Consider the following 20,732-nt stretch of genomic DNA (forward strand, 5'->3'; position numbering starts at 1 on the left):
GTGAGCGGCCGGTCGCACCGGCCGGTCGGTGAACCCACTCAGGCTACCGAAGCCGTCGCCCGCAGCACGGACGTGAACAGGGCGAGCCCGTCGGTCGACGGGCCGGTCAGCGGGTCGATCGCGTGCTCGGGGTGCGGCATGAGCCCGACCACCCGGCCGTCGGCCGAGCTGATCCCGGCGATGTCGGCCATGGCGCCGTTCGGGTTCTGCTCCAGGTAGCGGAACACCACCCGGCCCTCGCCCGAGAGGCGCTCCAGGGTGGCGGCGTCGGCGACGTAGCGGCCCTCCGCGTTCTTCACCGGGATCAGCAGCTCCTGGCCCGCGGCCAGGTCGGCGGTCCAGGCCGTCGACGCCGACTCCACCCGCAGCCGCTGGTCGCGGCAGACGAAGTGCAGCCCGGAGTTGCGGACCAGGGCCCCCGGCAGCAGGCCGGCCTCGCAGAGGATCTGGAAGCCGTTGCAGATGCCCAGCACGGGCAGGCCCTGGGCCACCGCTGCGACGATCTCGCGCATGATCGGGGCGAGGCTGGCGATGGCGCCCGCGCGCAGGTAGTCGCCGTAGGAGAAGCCGCCCGGGATGACCACGGCGTCGACGCCGGCGAGGTCGTGGTCGGCGTGCCACAGCGCGACGGCCTCGGCACCGGCCCGGCGCACCGCGCGCGCGGCGTCGCGGTCGTCCAGCGACCCGGGGAACGTGACGACACCGATCCTCACCGCGCCGCCCCCTCCCGGGTGACGCGGGTGACGACCCAGTCCTCGATGACCGGGTTGGCCAGCAGGTCGCCCGCGATGCGGTGCAGGGTGTCGTCGTCGACCGAGTCGTCGACGTCGAGCTCGAAGTGCTTGCCCTGCCGCACGTCGCCGACGCCGGCGATGCCGAGCCGGGCCAGCGCACCCGCCACGGCCTGGCCCTGCGGATCGAGGATCTCCGGCTTGGGCATCACGTCAACCACCACTCTGGCCACACCCCCAGCCTACGGTGGTGGAGCTGGCGGGTGAGCGCCCCCCGGGCCAGGGTGGACCGCATGGAGATCACCCACTTCGGCCACTCGTGCCTGCTGCTCGACACCGGCGCCGCGCGGCTGCTGTTCGACCCGGGGGCGTTCTCGACCGGCTTCGAGGGCGTCACCGGCCTGGACGCGGTGCTGGTCACCCACCAGCACTTCGACCACCTCGAGCCCGACCGGCTGACCGCGCTGCTGCGGGCCAACCCCGACGCCAGGGTGCTGGCCGACCCGGGCTCGGCGGGCACCCTCGCGGAGAAGGGCATCGACCACGAGGTGCTGCTGCCCGGGGCGGCCGCGCGGATCGCCGGCTCCCGGGTGGAGGTGCTCGGCGGCGAGCACGCCGTCATCCACCCCGACATCCCCGTCATCGAGAACAACGCCTACCTGGTGGACGGCACCCACCTGCACCCCGGCGACGCGCTCGTCGCCCCGCCGGGCCCGGTCCAGGTGCTGTTCCTGCCCACCGGCGCGCCCTGGCTGAAGCTGTCCGAGGCCGTCGACTACCTGCGGGCGGTGGCCCCGGCGACGGCCGTGCCGATCCACGAGGCCGTGCTGTCCAACCCGGCCATCTGGTACGGCATGTTCGAGAAGCTGGCCCCGGAGCGGACCGCCCTCAAGGTCCTCGACAAGGCCACCGCCACGACGCTCTGAGGCCTCAGGCGGCCCGCGCCGCGGCCGGCAACCGGTAGTCGGCGGGCACCGCGCCCGCGGCCCGGGCCGCGTCCACCGCGGCGAGCACGGCGGCGAACCGGTCGGCGTACCCCAGGTCGACCGCGCGGACGTCGATGCGCACCGCCTCGCCGCGCCGGGCCGCCCTGGTCGCGTCCGCGGCGAGCCGGCGCGGGCCCCGCACGTCGGCCGCGGAGCGCGACCGCAGCCCCAGCACCCGCCCGCGCAGCGGCGGCGCCGCCCCGTCCAGCCTGCGGACGCCCGCCTCGTCGGCGAGCACGGCGAAGCCCTGCTCGGTCAGCGCGGCCACCGTCCCCGGCGAGGCCGACCAGCGCGGCGGCGCGAACGAGTCGGTGCGCAGCCCGACGCCCGTCAGCACCCGCCGGGCCGCGGTCAGCCGCAGTCCGGCCTCGTGCCGGGGCAGCGCGGCGAACTCGGCCCGCCTGCCCAGCGCGATGGGGTTGCGCGCCGCGGTGGGGTCGGCGGTGTGGTCGAAGCCGTGCAGCACCAGCGCGTCGCCACCCTCCCGCCGGTGGCGCAGCCAGTCGACCAGCCCGCCGGGGCGCAGCGGCCCGTCGGGCCCGCACGGGCGCACCAGCAGGGTCAGCGGCACCCCGCGCTGGTCGAGCGCGTCGGCGAGGTGGCCCGCGCGGGCGGCGAGGTCGTCGGTCAGACCGGACAGGGACACCAGCAGGTGGGCCATGCCGCTATCAACGCAGGTCGGGGTGAACGGCCGGGAACGGTGTCGTGAGCGCGAGGACAGTGTTCCGGCACCGTTTCCCGCCGGTCCGCGTCGCGTCCCGGTGAGCGAGAGCGCCTCTCGCTCAACGGGGTTGGCCGAGCGCGCCACTCGCTCACCCGAGGCGGGACGAGAGTGACTCTCGTCCCGCGAGACGCAACGAAAGTCACTCTCGTCCGGCGCAGGGGGACGAAAACCACTCTCGTCCCACCTGGCTGGGCGAAAACGACTCTCGCCCAACAAGGTTGGGCGAACGCCACTCTCACTCCGCCGATGCGGCGCGCAAGCGCCGCGAGGCGGCGCGCAGCGCCACTCCCCTCCCCGAGGCCCCTGCCGTCACGTCGGCGCGCTCGGCAGAGCGCGACGGCAGTGACCCCGCACCCCCTGATGCCAGCCGCAGCCCGTGGATGCCAACCGTGTGGGGTCGCTGACGGCGTGCTTCGCTGGGCGTGACGACGTGACGGCAGGGGCCGAACCCCTGCTCGATCAGAGGGTCGCCCGCCGCGGAGGCGCCTGTCACCCCGCCTTCGACCCACTCGCTCGCCCGAGGCTGGGCACGCCGCCCCGCGACGTCCCTGCCTACTGAAGGCGTCCGCGCGCGTCCGCTCCAGGAGAAGAGCGCGTCGAAGGCGGGGTGAAGAGCGCCTCCGGCGGGCCTCGGCTCCAGCAGGGGGGGGTCGAAGTGCCCCCTGCCGTCGCGTCGTCCCACTCAGGTTGGCATGGCCGTCCCGACCCCCGCACGCCTGGCATCCACGGGCTGCGGCTCGCAGGGCGGGGTGCGGAGGTCGGGCCGGCCATGCACGCTGCGCGTGCCGACGCGACGGCAGGGGGCACTTCTCCGGGGGACCGGCGGGGTTGCCGGGGGAGATGACGGGGGTTCGGCGGGGTCCCTGGGCACCGCGCGCACCGCGTGGCCACCGCGCACACGTCCTGACGTGTGCGCCGTGGCCAGTAGATGCCCGCGGTGGCGACTGGGTGTGCGTGGTCATCGCGAAGCGGGCGCAGGCACCGGACCGCCCGAGCGAGCGGCGCGCTCGCCCAACCTCGCCGCGCGAGCGCGCCACTCGCTTACAGCGGCGCCCACGACGAGCGGAGGTTCGGGGCACCGCGCGCACCGGGTGGCCACCGCGCACACGCCCCGACATGTGCGCGGTGGCGACTGGGTGTGCGCGGTGGGCGGCGGTCAGCCGAGGCGCTGGACCAGGCGGACGACGACGATCGTGATCAGGTACCACAGCAGTGCGGCGACGCCGTAGTTGAGGAGCACCGCGACCTGGGGGCTGTCGGGGACGAAGAGGCCGTCGAGGCCCAGGTCGAGGTAGTCGGCGGCGCGGGCGACCAGTTGGGTCACCTCGTGGCCGGGGTTCGCCAGCAGGGTCAGCAGGATGTGCAGGACCAGGATGAGGACGAAGGCCAGGCCGATGAACCGCAGCACGGTGGCCGCGGTGTCCGCCCCGCGACGAGCTACCACCATCCGGTCGTTCCTCCCCGTCGGACACCGATCCGCCGACACGCATAGTGGACCACGGCGCCCCGATCGGCAGCCTGCCGCGCCGGGGGTCGTGGAGTAGGGCGTCCTGCAGCCCTCCTCCTCCCCGCGAGGAGCGCGTTGCGGGAGACGCCGAGCTCCCCGCTCGTCAGGAGCTTCCGGGCCAGGTTCGACCGCAGCCTCTCTTCCCCGCCGCAGGCACCGATCCCCGCCTCGACCTGGCCCTGCGCCCTCGCCGTCCACGCGCGGGAGGCGGGTCGGCTGCGGCGGTCGGGGCGGTCGCCCGAGCGGTGACCCCCGGCCGCGGGTTGCGGCGACGGGGGGCGGAGGGGTTATGGTCACCCCGTGGCGCGCCTGCTCCTTCGTCGCCGCGGCGGGGTCTGACCGACCGGCCCTCCGTCGCGGGTCTGAGGCGTGCGCCGGTCACTTCCGTTGATCGGCACACCCAGGAGCACCCCGCATGACCATGTCACCGGACGCCTACGTCTCGTCCACCACCAGTCGTCTGCGCACGCCCGACCGCGCGGTCCCCGATACCCAGCCGGTGTGGAACCCGCAGCGCGGCTCCCAGCTGCCGGTGCACCGGTACAAGCCGTTCCACGAGTTCGTCGAGCCGGTATCGCTGCCCGACCGCACCTGGCCCGACAAGCGCATCACCACCGCGCCGCTGTGGTGCGCGGTCGACCTGCGCGACGGCAACCAGGCCCTGATCGACCCGATGAGCCCGACCCGCAAGCGGCGCATGTTCGACCTGCTGGTGCGGATGGGCTACAAGGAGATCGAGGTCGGGTTCCCGGCGGCCAGCCAGACCGACTTCGACTTCGTCCGCGAGATCATCGAGAAGGACCTGATCCCGGAGGACGTCACGATCCAGGTGCTGACCCAGGCCCGCACCGAGCTGATCGAGCGCACGTACGAGGCCTGCGAGGGCGCGCCGCGCGCCATCGTGCACCTGTACAACTCGACGTCGATCCTGCAGCGGCGGGTGGTGTTCCGCTCCGACCGCGCAGGCATCTCCAAGATCGCCACCGACGGCGCCGAGGACGTGCTGCGGTTCAGCGAGAAGTACCCGCACACCGACTGGCGCTTCGAGTACTCCCCCGAGTCCTACACCGGCACCGAGCTCCAGTACGCCGTCGACGTCTGCAACGCCGTCAGCGAGATCTGGCAGCCCACCCCCGAGTCGCCGATGGTCGTCAACCTGCCGGCGACGGTGGAGATGGCCACCCCGAACGTCTACGCCGACTCCATCGAGTGGATGCACCGCAACCTGGCCCGCCGCGAGGGCATCGTGCTGAGCCTGCACCCGCACAACGACCGCGGCACCGCCGTGGCCGCGGCCGAGCTGGGCTACCAGGCAGGCGCCGACCGCATCGAGGGCTGCCTGTTCGGCAACGGCGAGCGCACCGGCAACGTCGACCTGGTCACCCTGGGGATGAACCTGTTCACCCAGGGCATCGACCCGCAGATCGACTTCTCCGACATCGACGAGATCCGGCGCACCGTCGAGTACTGCAACCAGCTGCCCGTCGGCGAGCGCCACCCGTGGGGCGGCGACCTGGTCTACACCGCGTTCTCCGGCAGCCACCAGGACGCGATCAACAAGGGCTTCGACGCGATGAAGACCGACGCCGCCGAGGCCGGCGTCTCCGTCGACGACTTCCGCTGGGAGGTCCCGTACCTGCCGGTCGACCCGAAGGACATCGGGCGCACCTACGAGGCCGTGATCCGGGTGAACTCGCAGTCCGGCAAGGGCGGCGTCGCCTACATCATGAAGACCGAGCACCAGCTGGACCTGCCGCGGCGGCTGCAGATGGAGTTCAGCCGGGTCGTGCAGGAGCTGACCGACTCCGAGGGCGGCGAGATCTCGCCCAAGGAGATGCGCGACTCCTTCGAGACCGAGTACCTGGACCGCGTCACCCCGCTGAAGCTGATCCGCCACCGGCTGACCAGCGACGGCGAGGGCAACGACGAGATCGTGGCCACCGTGCGGGTGGAGAGCGACCTGCACGAGATCACCGGCACCGGCAACGGCCCGCTCGCCGCGTTCGTCGACGCGCTGGCCGGGATCGGCTTCGACATCCGCGTGCTGGACTACCAGGAGCACGCCATGTCCGCTGGCGACGACGCCCGGGCCGCGGCCTACGTCGAGTGCGCGGTCGAGGGCACCGTGCTGTGGGGCGTCGGGGTCGACGGCTCGCTCGTCAACGCCTCGCTGAAGGCCGTCGTCTCGGCGATCAACCGCGCCATGCGCTGACCGCCTCTCCCGCTCGATGTCAGGAAAGCCACCATCAGGACACCAGGCGTCCTGATGGTGGCTTTCCTGACACGGGCCGCGCCGCCGACGCCTCAGCGCACCGCGCCGAGCACCCACGCCACGTGCTGCAGGACCGCGTCGGGGCGCTCGTAGGGGACCTGGTGGGTCGCGCCCTCGGCGACGACGACGCGCCCGCGGGGAGCCAACCCGGCCAGCCGCCGGTGGCTCTCGTCGACGTGGTCCAGGTACTTGCGGGGCATCCGCTCCGGGCGCACGCCGGCCGCGAGGACCGTGACGGGCACGTCGGGGAAGCGGGCGCCCGGGGCGCTCAGGACGGCGTCGACCTCGCTCATGTGGGCGTCCATGCGGGCGAGCATCCGGGCCATGGCGCGGATCGCCTCCGGGTCGCGGGCGGACCGGGCGGCCTGCTCGCGCATCTCGTCGGTCGCCCCCTCGCCTGCCATCCGGTCGACGACCCGGGCGCCGAGCAGGCCCCGCGCCGACCTCCAGGCCAGCACCCGCAACCGGGCGCCGCCGAGGGCCTCCAGCGGGCGCCGCAGGGCTCGCGGGACGGGCGGGGGCGAGATCTACGTCGGATCGACGAGAACCAGGCCCGCCACGTCCCCGGGGTGCCGCACCGCGTGCAGCGCGGAGACCAGCCCGCCGTAGGACCAGCTCACCACCACGGCGGGACCGGGCAGCGCCAGTGCGCCCAGCAGGTCGTGCAGGTCGTCGGCCATCTCGGTGATCGTCCGCCGCGGCGGCCCCTGCGAGCAGCCGACGCCGGCCCGGTCGTAGGAGACGACCGTCGCCATCGCGGGCAGGCCGTCCTCGACGGCGCGGCCCCACGCGTCGCCGGTGCCCTGCCCGGTGCCCGCGGCCTCCAGGACCACGGTGGGGCCGCTCCCCCGGATCCGCGCGCAGACCGTGCGCCCGCCGACGTCGATCAGCCGCGGCGCGCCGTCGAACCGGGCCGCCCAGGTCGCCGTCATCGCTTCCTCCCCCGTCAGCCGCCGCCGGGCAGCAGGCGCCGCCCGCCGTACTTCTTGTGGACGGCCTGCTTGGAGACGCCGAGCGCGGCCGCGATGTGGATCCACATCACGCCGCGCACCCGCGCGCGCCGCACCGCCACCGCCTCCAGCCGGTCGAGCCGGCGGCGCAGTTCGGCCAGGGCGCGCAGGGCCTCCAGCGGACCACCGTCGTCGGCCCGGGCCGCGAGGGCCACCAGGGTCTCGTCCACACCGGTCAACCTAAGTTGACCAGCCCTCGTCGAGAACGAACTCGTCGTCGGTTGGACCGGTCCAAGACGACGACGAGTTCGTTCTCGACGGTCAGGGCTGGGCGGCGGAGCGGCGGCCTTCGGCGAAGAACGCGGTGAGGGTGTCGACGTCGGGGAAGTCCTCGGCGGGGCGGAGGGCACCGAAGGGGGCGTTCCAGAACTCGCCCTCCCGCGGGGTCCACGGGCCGACGTAGGCGTAGGGCCGGGGCTCGCCCGCGTCGCCCGCGGAGGCGCCGTAGTTGACCTCGTCCACGGCGATCGCCAGGTCGAAGTGCTCGGGCCACAGCACCGGCTCCGCGTCGCCGCCGACATCAGCGGCGAACGCGCGCAGGGCCGCGTCGCCGAGCGCGAACCAGCCCGTCACCAGCGCGACCGCGGCCGGGTCGAGGTCGATCGGCTCGTCGGGGTCGATGCCGGTCGTGTCGGAGTAGACGTCCTGCGGGGCGCCGACGTCGACACCGGCGGCCGTGGCGACCTCGCGGTAGGTGCCGGCGAGCGGGACGCGCCCGGCCGGGCCGACCAGGTCGGTGCCCTCGACCCGCAGGTCGGTCGTCACCCCGCCGAAGCCGCCCGGGGTCACCCGCAGCCGGATCCTGCCGCTGGCCCGGTGCTGCGGGCCGGCCAGCACCAGCTCGGCGATCCCGTGCAGGGACCGCCTGGTCCGCCCGAGCGTGTCGTCGTTCACGGTGTTCCTCCCGCTCATCCGCCACCGAAGGCGGTCGTGACGCACCAACTGACGAACTGGCGCGGGTCCTCCCGGTCCAGGCCGGCCCGGCCGGCGTGCACCGCGTCGGCCATCGGGGCCCCGGCGCGCAGCGCCCGGTGGATCGCCACGGTCAGCGCCACCGACTCCAGGTCGCCGACCGGTGCGCTGTTCGCGGCGACGGCGGTCGAGCCGCGGGCCATCAGCGCCCCGACGAAGCCGATCACCTCGTTGCCGTCGTAGGCGAACCCGTTGGCCGAGTCGCACGCGGCCAGCACCACCCGGCGCGGGGCGGCGCCGAGCTGGTCGAGCGCGTGCAGGGTCAGGTCGCCGCCGCAGAGGCGCAGGGCGGAGAAGGTCGGGTTGTCCACCCGCAGCAGGCCGTGGCAGCCGAGGTGGGCGAGGTCGGCGCCGGCCAGCGCGGCGATCACCGCGGGCACCGTGGACCGCGGCGGGGCCAGCACCGCGGCGTCCGGGTGCAGCGCCGCGAGCTCGCCGACCTCCTGCTGGGCGCCGTCGAGGTCGGGGCCGGCGACCAGCACCGTGCGCCCGGTCGGCGCGGCGGCGCCCGGGGCGGGCAGCGAGCGCACCCACGACGACACCGACGGGGCCACCGCCACCGGCGCCGGGTGCAGCGCCGACCACGGCACCGCCAGGGTGGTCGGGTCGGGCACCACGACGAGCGGGGTGCCCGGGTCCAGGCCGAGCGGGTCGAGCAGGGCCCGGCGCAGGGCGTCCACCGCGTGCTCCGCGCTGGCCCTGGCCGTGGCCAGCGAGCGGGGCGGGCCCGGCCGGGTGGACCGGCGCAGCGCGAACAGCAGCGCGTCGGACTCGGTGGCCACGTCCTCGACCGCCCCCAGCGGGACGAGCCGGGTGCGGGTCGCGGTGACCAGCACCGCGAACAGCCGCCCGTCGGCGGCCCCGAACGCGGCCAGCACGCGGTCGCCGAGCGCGGCCCTGGCCTGCGCGACGGGCACCGGCCGTCCCGCCGGGTCGGTCGGCGAGGGGTGCTTCCAGGCGGTGCGCCGCACCTCGGTCTCCAGCGCGGCCAGCCGGACCCGCAGCTCGCGGGGCTCCCCGCGACCGGCCGACCGGACGGCGTCCAGCTCGGCCTGCGCGGCGTGCAGCGCGGCCAGCCCGGCCGCCACCTCGGGCCGCGGGGCGGGCGCCACGACCAGCTGGGCGGCGGCGCGGGTGCGCTCCAGCCAGGCCAGGACGTCGACCGGGCGGGCCGTGCGCAGCAGCGCGCGCAGCACGACGCGCCCCAGCTCGGCGCCGTGCCCGGAGGCCAGCGCGCGCAGCTCGGCCGACCCGAGCGCGGCCCGGTGCCGGGACAGGTCGGCCAGCCCGGCCCGGCCGTGCCTGCGCACGCCGGCCGGGTCGTCGCGGGCCTGCGCGGCCAGCGCCGCGGCCAGCCGCCCGCGCAGCCGGACCAGCACCGTGCCGCCGCGGCCCCTGGCCAGCGCCTGCGCGGCGGCCAGGTGCTCGTGGGCGGTGCGGGTGCGGCGCAGGGCCAGCGCGGCCCGCCCGGCGACCAGGTGCGCGTCGACGGCCGCGGTCGGCTGCCCCAGCCGCTGCAGGGTGCGGGCGGCCCGCCGGGCGGTGGCCAGCTCGGCCGGGCCGACGGCGTCGAGCCGCAGGGCGGCGGCCACCGCGACGGTCTGCGCGCGGGCGCGGGGGCCCGGCCTGCGCTGCTCGTGCAGCGCCGCCGCGGCCAGACCGGCCTGCTCCAGCGCCTCCGCCGCCGCCCCGGCCAGCAGGTCGACCTGGGCCAGCCGCAGCCGCGCGTCGGCGGCCATCAGCGCCACGTCGGGGGCGGTGAACTCGCGGACCGCGCGCACCGCCAGCCGGCGCGCCTCCGGGATGAGCCGCAGGTCGACCAGCGCGTCGAGCTGCTCCATCAGCAGCTCACCGGTCGGCAGGCCGGCGCCGAGGAAGCGCCGTTCGGCCTCCTCGAACCGCTCCAGGCTCTCCGCGGGCCGCCCGGCCTGGGCCAGCACCCAGGCCCGCGTCGAGCAGAACGCCGCCCCGAGCGCGTCCAGGCCGGTGGCCAGCTCGTCTGCCTCGTCCAGGCGCGCCAGCGCCTCGGCCGGGCGGCCGCGCCCGGCCTCGATCATGGCCAGGTTGTTGGCCGCCTTGGCCCGCAGGTCGGTCGAGGCGGTGCGGTCGGCGAGCACGCGCCGGCACAGCACGGCGGCCGCGTCCAGCCTGCCGGTGTTGAAGAACAGCCCGGCCTGCGCCAGCCCGGCCTCGGCCGGGGGCTCACCGCCCGCCGCCTCCAGCGCGGCGTCGAGGTCGCGGCGGGCCGCGGCGTGGCTGCCCCGCTCCATGTTGACCGCGGCGCGGGTGATGAGCACCTCGGAGAGCCGCTCGTCGGCGCGGTGGCTGCGGGCGATCCGGGCCGCCTCGTCGAGCAGCGACTTCGCCGCGCTGTTGGCCAGCCGGGCGTGCTCGAACCACGCCTGCGCCCGCAGCGCCGCGACCAGCGCCTCCGCGCCCCGGCCGCCGTCGTCGAGCCCCGCGCGCGCCAGTGCGACCATCGCCGCGGCGTCCGCACCGCTGGACATGGGGTCGGCGACCACCCGGCGGTACAGCTCCAGCGCCGGTATCAGGAGGTCGGTTGCGGACTCGGTCTCCATGGATGCGCCCGCTCCTCGGCGCACACAGACTCCCCCGACGAGCAAGGAGTTCCCCGTGCAGAGTGGATCCAACGGTGAGCGGTTCGGACCCTACAGCGAGCGCCACACCGGCATGTGCGCGCCGGTGCCCCCGGCCGAGGTCGAGGCCGTCATGGCCGGCGTCCGCCACCTCGCCAGCGGCGACAAGCCCTACTTCCGGGGGCTGGTCGGCCTGCTGCAGGACCGCCGCCTCGACGGGATGACGCAGGTCGACCTCTGCGACCCCGGCGACGACGACCCCAACTTCGGCGTGCTCGTCATGCGCGGCGAGCTGGTCACCCGCACCGAGGCCGTCGACGAGCGCTTCCGGGAGCTGATCGCCGGGCACGGCCCGCTCGAGACGAAGGTGCCCGCGGAGTTCGAGGGGCGGATCACCCGCTTCACCCTCGACGTCCCGATGGCCGGCATGGTCGAGCTGGTCCGCCAGCTGCGCCGGGCCGGGTACCCGGCCTCGGCCAACCACGTGACCCCGCTCAACCCGTGGGTCAAGGGCGACGGCGGCCCGGAGAACACCACCAGCAGGCCCGCCCCGTTCACCCGCACCAGCGAGCGCGCCGTCACCGTGGCCGTCGTCGACACCGGCATCGCCCGCCCCGACCGCACCGCCAAGGACCGGCTGCTCGACGTCGAGCGGATCGAGGAGGGCCAGCCCGTCCCCGGCAACATCGACGAGCTGCAGCGCCCCGGGGAGGACGTGCTCGGCTTCGGCGCCGCGCACGGCACGTTCGTCGCCGGGGTGCTCGCCCAGGCCTCCCGCCGCGACCGCGGCGAGCAGTACGACGCCCGCATCCAGGCCTACCGCGCCCTCGACGTCGACGGCATCGGCAGCGAGATCACCCTGGGCGCCGCCATGATCCGGGCCGTGCGCGACGGCGCCCGCGTGGTCAACCTGTCGGTCGGCTCGCAGACCCTCGACGACGTGCCGCCGGTGGCGCTGCAGGTCGCCCTGGAGATCATCGACGACCACGTGTCCGAGCACGGGCGCGGCGACGAGGTCGCCATCGTCGCGGCCGCGGGCAACTACGGCGACCGCCGACCCTGCTGGCCCGCCGCGTTCAAGCGGGTGGTCTCGGTGGGCGCGCTGGACGACCGGATGCAGCCCACGGTGTTCTCCAGCCGCGGCGCCACCGTCGACTGCTCCACCGTCGGGCAGGGCATCGTCTCCACGTTCGTGACCGGCCGCGAGAACCCCGCCGTCGACACCCGCGCCGCCGACGAGTGGCGCCCCGGCGGCGAGTGGGCGCTCTGGTACGGCACCTCGTTCGCCGCGCCGCAGATCTGCGGGCTGGTGGCGCAGCTGTGCGCGGAGCGCCCCGAGCTCACCCCGCGCGGAGCGGTCACCGAGATCCTGCGCAACGGCACCCGGGTGCCCGACTTCGGCAAGGCCGTGCGGATCATGCCGGGCGTCTGAGCGGCGGTTCTCCGCCCGTACGACCTGTGGGTCGCCTACGGCCAGTCGAAGACGGCCAAGTGCTGCTCGCCGTGGAGGCGACGAGCGGTGGGGTGGCGAGGGCGTCCTCCGCACCGACCTCCAGCGCCACGTCGACGAGGCCGAGCTGGACCGGATCCTGGCCGCCGCCGGCGGTGGCCCGTCGGCGTCCTGGAAGACCCCGCAGCAGGGCGCCGTCGAGAACGAAGCCGTCGGCGGGTGGGGCGGGGCCCCACGACACGCGAGTGGGAGTGGCGGCGCCCCGCCCCCCCCCCGGCCCCCCCGCCCCCCCCCCCCCCGGGGGGGGGCCCCCCCCCCCCCCCCCACGAGAGTGGCTCTCGCGCCGCCCGGCAGGACGAAAGCCGCTCTCGTGTCGCCGGATGGGACGAAAGTCGCTCTCGTCTCGCCGAGGCGGCGCGCAGCGCCGCGAGGCAGGACGGCCTCGATGGGCGCGTAGCGCCACTCCTCCCCCGAGGCCCCTGCCGTCACGTCGGCACGCACAGACGTGCACGCCCGGAAGGCCCCCGCACCCTCCGCTCCCAGCCGCAGCCCGTGGATGCCAGGCGTGCGGGGGTTTTGCCGGGCGTGCGACGCTGGGCGGGTCGGCGTGAGGGCAGGAGCCGAACCCCCTGCTTGATCCGAGGGCGCCCGCCGCGCAGGCGCGCTCTTCACCTGTCCATGAGCTGGGCCCTCGGCTGGGCGCGCCGCCCGCCAACGCTGCGGCCTACTGCGCCTCCGGCGGCGCCTCCGCGGCGGGCGACCTCAGCTCCAGCAGGGGGTGGGAAGTGCTCCCCTGCCGGGGGTGGGGTGGGCGCTGCGCGCCGCCTCGCCCGGGGAGCGAGCGCGACTTTCGTTGCGCCCCGTGGAGCGAGCGCGACTTTCGTCCCACCCGGCGAGCGAGTGGGGCGTTCGGCCAGCCTCGTTGGGCGAGCGCGACTCTCGTTGCGCCCGGCGGAGCGAGCGCGACTCTCGTTGCGCCCCGTGGAACGAGCGGGACTCTCGTCCCACCCGGCGAGCGAGTGGCGCGTTGGCCCAGCCTCGTTGGCCCGGTTCTCCGCCCGGCCGCCGACCCCCGGCGGCCGGGCGCAACCCGGGCGGGCTGTCAGAGGCGGACGGCGGCGGACTCCACGACCCGCCCGTCGGCCAGCGTCACGCGGACCCGCACCAGCGTGACCTCCGCGGGCATCGGGAGCAGGAAGCGGCCCAGCTCGTCGGCGGTGGTGGCGATCGCGCCCGACGGGTCGACGGTCAGCTGGCGCAGCTCCAACGCGGCCGGTTGGGCGGGCACCAGCTGCCCGACCAGGCGGCGGCCGCTGGGCCGATCGTCGACCTCGACCTCGACGGTGAGGTCGCCCGCCTCGAAGGTGACGATCCGCGGCCCGGCCACCGAGCGGGCCGCCGCGGCGCCGTCGTCGAGCAGCGAGTCGTACGCGACGGCGGCGAGCTCGGCGTCGACGGTGCGCCAGGTGAACAATCCCTTGGCCGCCCGCACCACGTCCGGGGGCACGGCGGCGACCCTGGCGAGCACTGCGGCCAGGTCGCGCAGGAGCGCGCGGTCGGCGCTGGTCAGCTCAGCGGGCATCGTCGGTCTCCCCGTCCTCGCCCGTGCCGGACGGACCGTCCTGGTAGAGCCGGCGCAGGCGGCGCAGGCAGCGGGCCCGGCTGGGGCCGATGCTGCCGACCGGCAGGTCGAGCGCGGCGGCGACCTCCGCGTAGGGCGGCGCCACCACGACCACCAGGTGCAGCAGCACCCGGCAGCGCTCGGGCAGCTGGGTGAAGGCCGACCAGAGGCGCCGGTCGCGGTCCTCGTCGAGCACGGCCTCCTCGGGCGTCGGCCCCGGGTCGCGCTCGACGTCGAGCTCGGCGCTGTCCTCGGGGAACTCGCGGGCCCGCAGCCGCAGCATCCGCAGCGCCTCGCGGCGGGCCGTGGTGGCCAGCCAGCCGCCCAGCCGGGCGGGCTCGCGGATGCGGTCGAGGTTCTCCAGCAGCCGCAGCCAGGTGGTCTGGGTGACCTCGGCGGTGTCGGCGGGGCCGAGCCGGTAGCCGCCTGCCACCGCCCACACCAGGCCGCTGAAGCGCTCGACGATCGCGTCCCACGCGTCCTCCTCACCGGCCGCGGCCCGCCCGACCAACGCGGCGACGTCGTCGGGGTCGGTCTCCGCCGCGGCCGCCCCCGGCCGGGCGGCGGCCCGCACGCAGTTGCTCATGCCCACCTCTCTCCGCCCCGCACCCGCGGGGCTCCCCCGTGGTCCCTGAGCGGTGAACCGGTCCCCCGATACTGTTGATCGCTCATCGATCGGGCACCGGTCGACGACCGGACGACGACCGGTCCGGCTCGCGCAGCACCCTTCCCCGCATCTGGTCCGTTGTGTCCGATTAGTGGCCTTGCTTGTAGTACATGTGCTACTTTTCGCAGCAGGGGAGCAATGGACCATCACATGGGGGCGACCATGCTGGAGAACGTCGAGGAACCGGACCCGGTGGTCCGCGTGCGCGGGCTGCGCATGCGCTACGGCAGCACCGACGTCCTGCGCGGCCTGGACTTCGACGTCCGCGCCGGGGAGGTCGTCACCCTGCTGGGCCCGAACGGGGCGGGCAAGAGCACCACCATCGAGATCCTGGAGGGCTTCCGGGAGCGCTCCGCGGGCGAGGTCCGCGTGCTCGGGGTCGACCCGGCCCGCGGCGACGAGCGCTGGCGCTCGGAGATCGGCATGGTGCTGCAGTCCTGGCGCGACCACGGGAAGTGGAAGGTGCGCGAGCTGCTCGCCCACCTCGGCGCGCACTACGCCCGGTTCAGCGAGCCCGGGCGCCGCCGCCCGATCGACACCGACGAACTGCTCGCGACCGTCGGCCTCGCCGACCGCCGCGACCAGCGGATCGCCTCGCTGTCCGGCGGGCAGCGCCGCCGCCTCGACGTGGCCATCGGCATCGTCGGGCGGCCCCGGCTGCTGTTCCTGGACGAACCGACCGCGGGCTTCGACCCCGAGGCCCGCCGCGACTTCCACGACCTGGTGCACCGCCTCGCCGACGACGAGGCCACCACCATCCTGCTCACCACCCACGACCTGGCCGAGGCCGAGCGGCTGGCCGACCGGATCCTCATCCTGGCCGCCGGGCGGATCGTCGCCGACGGCAGCGCCGACCAGCTGGCCCGCCGGGTCGCCGGCCGCAGCGAGATCCGGTGGACCCGCGGCGGGGAGCGGTTCGTGCACAGCACCGACGACTCGGTCGCCTTCCTGCGCGAGCTGCTCGGCGCGCCGGGCGAGGAGATCCACGAGCTCGAGGTCCGCCGGGCCTCGCTGGAGGACACCTACATGGCGATGGTGCACCAGCACGAGGACGGACCGCTCCCCGGGCGCACCCGGGTCGAGGGGGTGCCGGCATGACCACCGCGACCGCATCCCCCGCCGTGCTCCCGACGCTGCGGCTCGGCCTGGCCCGGGGCTGGATCACCTACCGCAGCCTGCTGACCACCCGCGAAGGCCTCTTCCAGACGGTGTTCTGGAACGCCGTGCCGCTCGTCGTGCTGATCCTCAACCGGGGGTCCACGCTCGGCGACACCGGGCTCTCGCTCAGCGCCGCGCTGCTGCCCGGCATCCTCGCGATCGGACTGGCCTTCGGGGTGATGGGCACCGCGTACAGCCTGTCCGCCGAGCGCGAGGACGGCACGCTGCTGCGGGCCAAGGCCGTACCGGGCGGCATGTCCAGCTACGTCGTCGGGCTCTGCGTGGCCGCCGCCCTCGACGGGCTGCTGTCGATCCTGATCGTGCTGGTCCCGGCGATGTTCATCGTGCCGGGGGTGCCGGTCGGCGACGCCGTGTTCTGGCTGGGCCTGGCCGGCTGGGTGGCGCTGGGCCTGGTGGCCTGCCTGCCTCTCGGCATCCTGGTCGGGTCGGTCATCCGCAGCCCCCGGGTCATCGGTGGCCTCGGCTTCCTCGCCACGATCGGGCTGGCCATGCTGTCGGGCCTGTTCTTCCCGGTGCAGGTGCTGTGGGGCTGGGTCCAGGTCGCCGTGCAGGCGTTCCCCGTCTACTGGCTCGGTCTCGGGCTGCGCTCGTCGTTCCTGCCCCCCGAGGCGGTCGCGATGGAGATCGGCGGGTCGTGGCGCACGCTGGAGACGATCGCGGTGCTCGGGGCGTGGGCCGCGGTCGGGCTGCTGCTGGGCCCGGTGCTGCTGCGCCGGATGGCCCGGCGGGAGTCCGGCTCGGCGGTGGAGGCCCGCCGGCAGCAGGCGCTGCAGCGGACGTAGAGGATGGTCGCGATGTCCGAGACCATCCACAACCGCATCGCCATGCTGCGCGCCGAGCGCGGCGTCTCCCGGCGCGAGCTGGCCGAGGCGCTCGGCGTGCACTACCAGACGATCGGCTACCTCGAGCGCGGCGAGTACAGCCCGAGCCTGCACCTCGCGCTGCGCGTCGCGGAGTACTTCGAGGTGCCCGTCGAGGTGGTGTTCTCGGTCCGGCCCTTCCCGCGCCTGGGCTCCCGGGCGGGCGAGTCGGCCTGAGCCGGGATCAGCCCGCGCCGTAGGCGGTGAAGGCGCACCAGTTGACGAAGTCGCGCGGGTCGTCGGTGCCCTGGGCGGCCCGCGCCTCGAACAGCGCGGACGCCATGCGCTCGCCCGCGGCCAGCCTGCCGTGCAGCGACCGCATGAGCGGCACGGCCTCGGCGTCCGGCACGACCACGACGCTGGCCACCACGCCCGCGGTGCCCCGGGCGAGCAGCGCGCTGACGAACCCGAGCAGCTCGTTCCCGGCGTAGGAGACGTCGGCCGCGGAGTCGCAGGAGGCGAGCACCACGCGCCGCGGCGCGACGGCGCGCAGGTCGAGCTCGTGCACGGTGAGCTGGCCGCCGGTCAGCTCCAGCGCGGAGAACGTCGGGTTGTCGGCGCGCAGCAGGCCGTGGCAGGCGAAGTGGACCAGGTCGCAGCGGCCGATCGCGTCGACCACGGCCTGCGCGGTGCTCTCCGGCGGCACCAGCACGTCGACGCCGGGGTGGCAGCCGGCCACGACGGCCACCTCGTGCTCGGCGCCGTCCAGGCCGGGCCCGGCCACGACCAGCGCCCGCCCGCCGTGCTCGACGGGCCGCTCGCGCGTGCCCGCCCACAGCGTCGCCGACGGGGCGGCCGACACCGGGGCGCTGTGCAGCGCCGACCAGGGCAGCCGGTGGGTGCCGCGGGCGGGCACCACGACCAGTGGGGTGTCCGCGCCGACCCCGAGCGGGGCCACCAGCAGCTCGCGCAGCCGGGCCAGCGCGTGCCGGGCGCTGGTCCAGGCGCTGTCCATCGCGGCGGGCAGGCCTGGGCGCACCAGCCTGCGCAGCGCGAACTGCAGCGCGTCGGCCTCGAACCGGACGCGACCCCAGTCGCCCAGGTGCGCCAGCCTGCGCCGCCCGCGGTCGAGCACGACGGCCACGACCTCGTCGCGGTAGCGGCTGTAGGAGACCAGCGCCTCGCCGTCGAGCAGGTCGGCCAGGGCACCGGCGCGCACGGTCGTGCCCTTCTCCGCGCCGCTGCCCTCGCGGTGCCAGGTGGCCCGGCGCAGGCGCTGCTCGAGGTCGGTCTGGCGGGCGAGCAGCTCGGTGACGTCCTCGCCGGTGCGCCCGCGGGCCGCCGCCAGCTCCGCGCGCACCGCGGCCAGCTCGACACCCTCCTCCTCGACGGCCTGCGGCTCCGGCGCCGAGGTGGCCAGGTACGCGGCGGCCCTGGTGCGCTCGGCCCAGTCGAGCACGCGCGAGGGCGAGCCGCTGCGCAGCAGGCTGCCCATGCCCAGCAGGCCCAGCTCGACGCCGTGCGCGGCGGCGAGCGCGCGCAGCTCGGTGGAGGCCAGCGCGCCGCGGTGGGCGGCCAGCTCCCGCAGGCCCGCCCGGCACTGCCGCAGCATCGCCGCGTCGTCGCCCGCGGCCCCGGCGGCCAGCGCCGCGGCCAGCCTGCCCTGCAGCCGGACCAGCACCGGCGCGCCCTCGGAGCGCCGGGCGGCCGCGGCGAACCGGCGGGCGGCCATCGCGGTGCGCCCGACCTCCAGCGCGGCCCGACCCGCCGCCAGGTCGGCGCCCACCGCGGCGGCGACCAGCCCGAGCCGGGCCAGCGCGTCGGCCGCGCGACCGGCGCGGTCGGCGTCGGCGCTGGTGAGGGTGCCCGCGCGGCGGCGCGACTCGGTGATCACCACGGTGGACATCGCCACCCAGCCGGTCCGCCGCTGCCCGCGGAACAGCGCCACGGCCGCCTCCGCCTCCTCGCGCGCGGCCGCGGCGTCGCCCATCAACAGCGCGATCTCGGCCAGCTTCAGCCGGGCCTCGGCCGCCATCAGCGGCACGTCGTGCTCGGCGAGCTCGGCGACGGCCCTGGCCGCCAGCTCGCGGGCCTCCGGCAGGGCCCGCAGCGCGGCCAGGACCTCGGCCGACTCGGCGTAGGCCTCCCCCAGCGGCAGCCCCACCGCGGCCAGCGCCTCGACGGCGGTGTCCAGCTGGCGCAGCCCCTCGGCCAGCCGGCCGCACTGGGTGAGCACCAGGCCGCGGTTCTGCGCGACCAGCGCGGCGAGCGCCGGGCCGACCCGGGCGGCCAGCTCGCAGGCCAGCTCGATGTTGGCCAGCGCGTCGGGCACGCGGCCCATCACCGCCGAGCCCAGGGCCAGGTTGTTGGCCGCCCGCGCGCGGACGTCGACCGTGGCGGCGGGGTGCGCGAGCACGGCGCGGTAGACGGCGTGGGCAGCCTCCAGCCGCCCGATCTGGCTGAGCAGCACCCCGCGCTTGAGCTCCAGCTCCGGGGTGGCGGCGTCGGCGAGCAGCGGCCCGGCCCGGTCGACGTCGTTGAGCGCGACGCGGGTGCGCCCCAGCTCCAGGTTGACCGCCGCCCGGCTCACCAGCACCTCGCCGAGCCGCTCGTCGAGCCCGGCCCGCCGGGCCAGCCCGGCCGCCTCGTCGAGCAGTTCGAGCGCGCGCGCGTTGCGCAGCTGCAGGCGCTCGAACCACGCCTGCGCGCGCAGAGCCACGATCAGCGCCTCGGTGTGCCCGGCCCGCCGGGCCGCGTCGGCGAGGTCGCGCGCGGCGGGCCCGAGGGTGGCCGGGTCGCCGACCATCTCGTCGTGCACGGACACGGCCCGTATCAGCAGATCGCCGCCCGACTCTTGAACGCCGACGCCGACCATGACGGAATACTGTCAAGCCGGGAGTCGGCGCGTCGAGAAGGAGAGCCCGTGCCCGCGAGCAAGGCATTCGCCGAGAACGACTACTCCGATCCCCGAACCGACGAGCAGCGCGAGCGGGAGCGCCGCCAGGTCCGCCGGCAGGTCGCCAGCCTGAAGCGGCTGGCGCGCGACAGCTACTACCAGCGCCGCGCCTTCGCCAAGCTGGACGGCAGGCGGCGCAGCCGCGCCGAGCGCGTCCAGCTGCAGGCGATCCAGCGGGCGCGCCGCCCCGACGTCATCGTCGCCGAGGGCTCGGTCGTCACCTGGGACGCGGAGGGCTGCCGCTGCCGCGACGTCGAGGTCGACCCCGAGGCCCCGGCCTCCATGCTGCGGGCGGCCGAGGCGCTGCGCGCCGACGGCGTCGGCGCCGCGGTCAACTACGTCATCCCGCTGGCCGGCTACATCAAGGGCGCGGGCGGGCCGGAGCCGTCGGCGGGCGCGCGACCGTTCGGCGGCACGGGCACCCCGGCGCCGCAGGCCGCGCTCGTCGCCGTCCTGGACACCGGGATCAGCGCCGATACCCGCTCCGACGGCTACCTCGCCATGCCGGTCGACGCGGGCGACATCGACGCGCTCGACGAGTTCCCGCCCGACGGGCTGCTCGACGCGGGCGCGGGGCACGGCGCGTTCGTGGCCGGGATCGTCCAGCAGGTCGCGCCGGACGCCCGCGTCCTGGTGCACAAGGTGATGGACAGCGACGGCATCACCACCGACGCCGCGCTGGCCGACGGGCTGCGCCGGGCCGCGGCGGCCGGTGCGAAGATCATCAACATGTCGCTGGGCACCGAGACCCTCGACGACAGCGCCCCGCCCGCCCTCCGCGCGGCCGTCGGCGAGCTGCGCGAGCAGGGCGTGCTGGTCGTCTGCGCCGCGGGCAACAGCGCCGACTGCGAACCCGTATGGCCGGCCGCGCTCAGCACCGAGTTCGACAACGTCGTCGCCGTGGCCGCGCTCGACCCCGCGGGCGACCCGGCGTCCTGGTCCAGCCACGGCGACTGGGTCACCTGCTCCACCATCGGCGAGGGCGTGGTCTCGACCTACGTCGAGGGCACCGAGGACGGCATGCTCATCGACGACCCCGACCCCGACACCTACGGCCCCGACTCCTGGGCCTGCTGGACGGGCACCTCGTTCGCCGCACCGCAGATCACCGGCGCGCTCGTGCGGCTGATGAGCGAGGACTCGACGCTGGACACCCCGGCCGAGGCCCTGCGTGCGCTCCAGCAGCGCGGCGGCACCCTCGACGGGGGCTACGGCTGGAGCGTCCGGATCCTGCCCGGCACCTGAGCCGGCCCCGCCGCG

General features: G+C 75.9%; 19 protein-coding genes. 7 read left to right on the forward strand and 12 right to left on the reverse strand.

What is annotated here, in order from left to right:
* Positions 1-38 precede the first annotated feature (38 nt).
* Together purQ and purS are read right to left on the reverse strand one after the other, a co-directional pair.
* The gene (gene purQ / locus KDL28_RS30020) at positions 39-713 is read right to left on the reverse strand and encodes a phosphoribosylformylglycinamidine synthase subunit PurQ (RefSeq protein WP_252444052.1); all 675 of its coding nucleotides are present in this window, start codon (positions 711-713) and stop codon (positions 39-41) included.
* Positions 710-964 carry a phosphoribosylformylglycinamidine synthase subunit PurS gene (purS, locus tag KDL28_RS30025; protein ID WP_252444054.1) on the reverse strand — a complete coding sequence of 85 codons (255 nt, stop codon included), beginning with the start codon at positions 962-964 and terminating at the stop codon, positions 710-712. Before purS ends, purQ begins: the two co-directional genes overlap by 4 nt.
* A 60-nt stretch (positions 965-1,024) precedes the next feature.
* Between purS and KDL28_RS30030 the strand changes: the two genes are divergently transcribed.
* Positions 1,025-1,657 carry an MBL fold metallo-hydrolase gene (locus KDL28_RS30030; RefSeq protein WP_252444105.1) on the forward strand — a complete coding sequence of 211 codons (633 nt, stop codon included), beginning with the start codon at positions 1,025-1,027 and terminating at the stop codon, positions 1,655-1,657.
* 4 nt (positions 1,658-1,661) lie between these two features.
* Here the strand turns inward: KDL28_RS30030 and KDL28_RS30035 are convergent, their stop codons facing one another.
* The gene (locus tag KDL28_RS30035; RefSeq protein ID WP_252444056.1) at positions 1,662-2,378 is read right to left on the reverse strand and encodes a DUF2334 domain-containing protein; all 717 of its coding nucleotides are present in this window, start codon (positions 2,376-2,378) and stop codon (positions 1,662-1,664) included.
* Positions 2,379-3,597: 1,219 nt separating this feature from the next.
* A complete protein-coding gene (locus KDL28_RS30040) occupies positions 3,598-3,888 on the reverse strand; it encodes a hypothetical protein (RefSeq protein WP_252444058.1) in 291 nt (96 codons plus the stop codon).
* A 475-nt stretch (positions 3,889-4,363) separates the two neighbouring features.
* Between KDL28_RS30040 and leuA the strand changes: the two genes are divergently transcribed.
* Entirely contained in the window at positions 4,364-6,160 is a 1,797-nt protein-coding gene (leuA, locus tag KDL28_RS30045; RefSeq protein ID WP_252444060.1) for a 2-isopropylmalate synthase, read from the forward strand.
* Between the two features lie 92 nt (positions 6,161-6,252).
* On the opposite strand, the gene KDL28_RS30050 is transcribed toward leuA, so the two are convergent.
* The 5 genes from KDL28_RS30050 to KDL28_RS30070 form a co-directional block, all read right to left on the reverse strand.
* Positions 6,253-6,678 (reverse strand): alpha/beta fold hydrolase family protein, encoded by a 426-nt coding sequence (locus tag KDL28_RS30050; protein WP_252444062.1) that lies wholly within the window; start codon positions 6,676-6,678, stop codon positions 6,253-6,255.
* 69 nt (positions 6,679-6,747) lie between these two features.
* Positions 6,748-7,152 (reverse strand): alpha/beta fold hydrolase, encoded by a 405-nt coding sequence (locus tag KDL28_RS30055; RefSeq protein WP_252444064.1) that lies wholly within the window; start codon positions 7,150-7,152, stop codon positions 6,748-6,750.
* 14 nt (positions 7,153-7,166) lie between these two features.
* Positions 7,167-7,400, reverse strand: coding sequence for a hypothetical protein (locus KDL28_RS30060; protein WP_372497111.1), 234 nt, complete (start codon positions 7,398-7,400; stop codon positions 7,167-7,169).
* Between the two features lie 91 nt (positions 7,401-7,491).
* Positions 7,492-8,124 carry a hypothetical protein gene (locus KDL28_RS30065; RefSeq protein ID WP_252444066.1) on the reverse strand — a complete coding sequence of 211 codons (633 nt, stop codon included), beginning with the start codon at positions 8,122-8,124 and terminating at the stop codon, positions 7,492-7,494.
* Between the two features lie 14 nt (positions 8,125-8,138).
* Positions 8,139-10,781: a CHAT domain-containing protein gene (locus KDL28_RS30070; RefSeq protein ID WP_252444068.1), complete on the reverse strand. Its 2,643-nt coding sequence runs from the start codon at positions 10,779-10,781 to the stop codon at positions 8,139-8,141.
* A gap of 55 nt (positions 10,782-10,836) precedes the next feature.
* Here KDL28_RS30070 and KDL28_RS30075 point away from each other — a divergent pair, with 55 nt between their 5' ends.
* Positions 10,837-12,231 carry a S8 family peptidase gene (locus KDL28_RS30075; protein WP_252444070.1) on the forward strand — a complete coding sequence of 465 codons (1,395 nt, stop codon included), beginning with the start codon at positions 10,837-10,839 and terminating at the stop codon, positions 12,229-12,231.
* Between the two features lie 1,120 nt (positions 12,232-13,351).
* Here KDL28_RS30075 and KDL28_RS30080 read toward each other — a convergent pair.
* The gene (locus KDL28_RS30080) at positions 13,352-13,831 is read right to left on the reverse strand and encodes a hypothetical protein (RefSeq protein ID WP_252444072.1); all 480 of its coding nucleotides are present in this window, start codon (positions 13,829-13,831) and stop codon (positions 13,352-13,354) included.
* Complete coding sequence (locus tag KDL28_RS30085; protein ID WP_252444074.1) at positions 13,821-14,456, reverse strand: RNA polymerase sigma factor; 636 nt, start codon at positions 14,454-14,456, stop codon at positions 13,821-13,823. Before KDL28_RS30085 ends, KDL28_RS30080 begins: the two co-directional genes overlap by 11 nt.
* Before the next feature lie 231 nt (positions 14,457-14,687).
* Between KDL28_RS30085 and KDL28_RS30090 the strand changes: the two genes are divergently transcribed.
* The 3 genes from KDL28_RS30090 to KDL28_RS30100 are packed head-to-tail and all read left to right on the forward strand — an operon-like array spanning position 14,688 to position 16,753.
* Entirely contained in the window at positions 14,688-15,635 is a 948-nt protein-coding gene (locus tag KDL28_RS30090) for an ABC transporter ATP-binding protein (RefSeq protein ID WP_252444076.1), read from the forward strand.
* Complete coding sequence (locus tag KDL28_RS30095; protein WP_252444077.1) at positions 15,632-16,498, forward strand: ABC transporter permease; 867 nt, start codon at positions 15,632-15,634, stop codon at positions 16,496-16,498. The genes KDL28_RS30090 and KDL28_RS30095 overlap by 4 nt, the downstream gene beginning before the upstream one ends.
* A 12-nt stretch (positions 16,499-16,510) precedes the next feature.
* A complete protein-coding gene (locus tag KDL28_RS30100; RefSeq protein ID WP_252444079.1) occupies positions 16,511-16,753 on the forward strand; it encodes a helix-turn-helix transcriptional regulator in 243 nt (80 codons plus the stop codon).
* Between the two features lie 7 nt (positions 16,754-16,760).
* Here KDL28_RS30100 and KDL28_RS41750 read toward each other — a convergent pair whose 3' ends face one another.
* On the reverse strand, positions 16,761-19,340 hold the full coding sequence (locus tag KDL28_RS41750; RefSeq protein ID WP_252444081.1) for a CHAT domain-containing protein: 2,580 nt from the start codon (positions 19,338-19,340) through the stop codon (positions 16,761-16,763).
* A gap of 99 nt (positions 19,341-19,439) precedes the next feature.
* On the opposite strand from KDL28_RS41750, the gene KDL28_RS30110 reads away from it, so the two are divergent.
* Positions 19,440-20,717 (forward strand): S8 family peptidase, encoded by a 1,278-nt coding sequence (locus tag KDL28_RS30110; protein WP_252444083.1) that lies wholly within the window; start codon positions 19,440-19,442, stop codon positions 20,715-20,717.
* Positions 20,718-20,732: the final 15 nt, after the last annotated feature.

This window comes from Pseudonocardia humida (assembly GCF_023898865.1).
In the GTDB taxonomy this organism is placed as follows: domain Bacteria; phylum Actinomycetota; class Actinomycetes; order Mycobacteriales; family Pseudonocardiaceae; genus Pseudonocardia; species Pseudonocardia humida.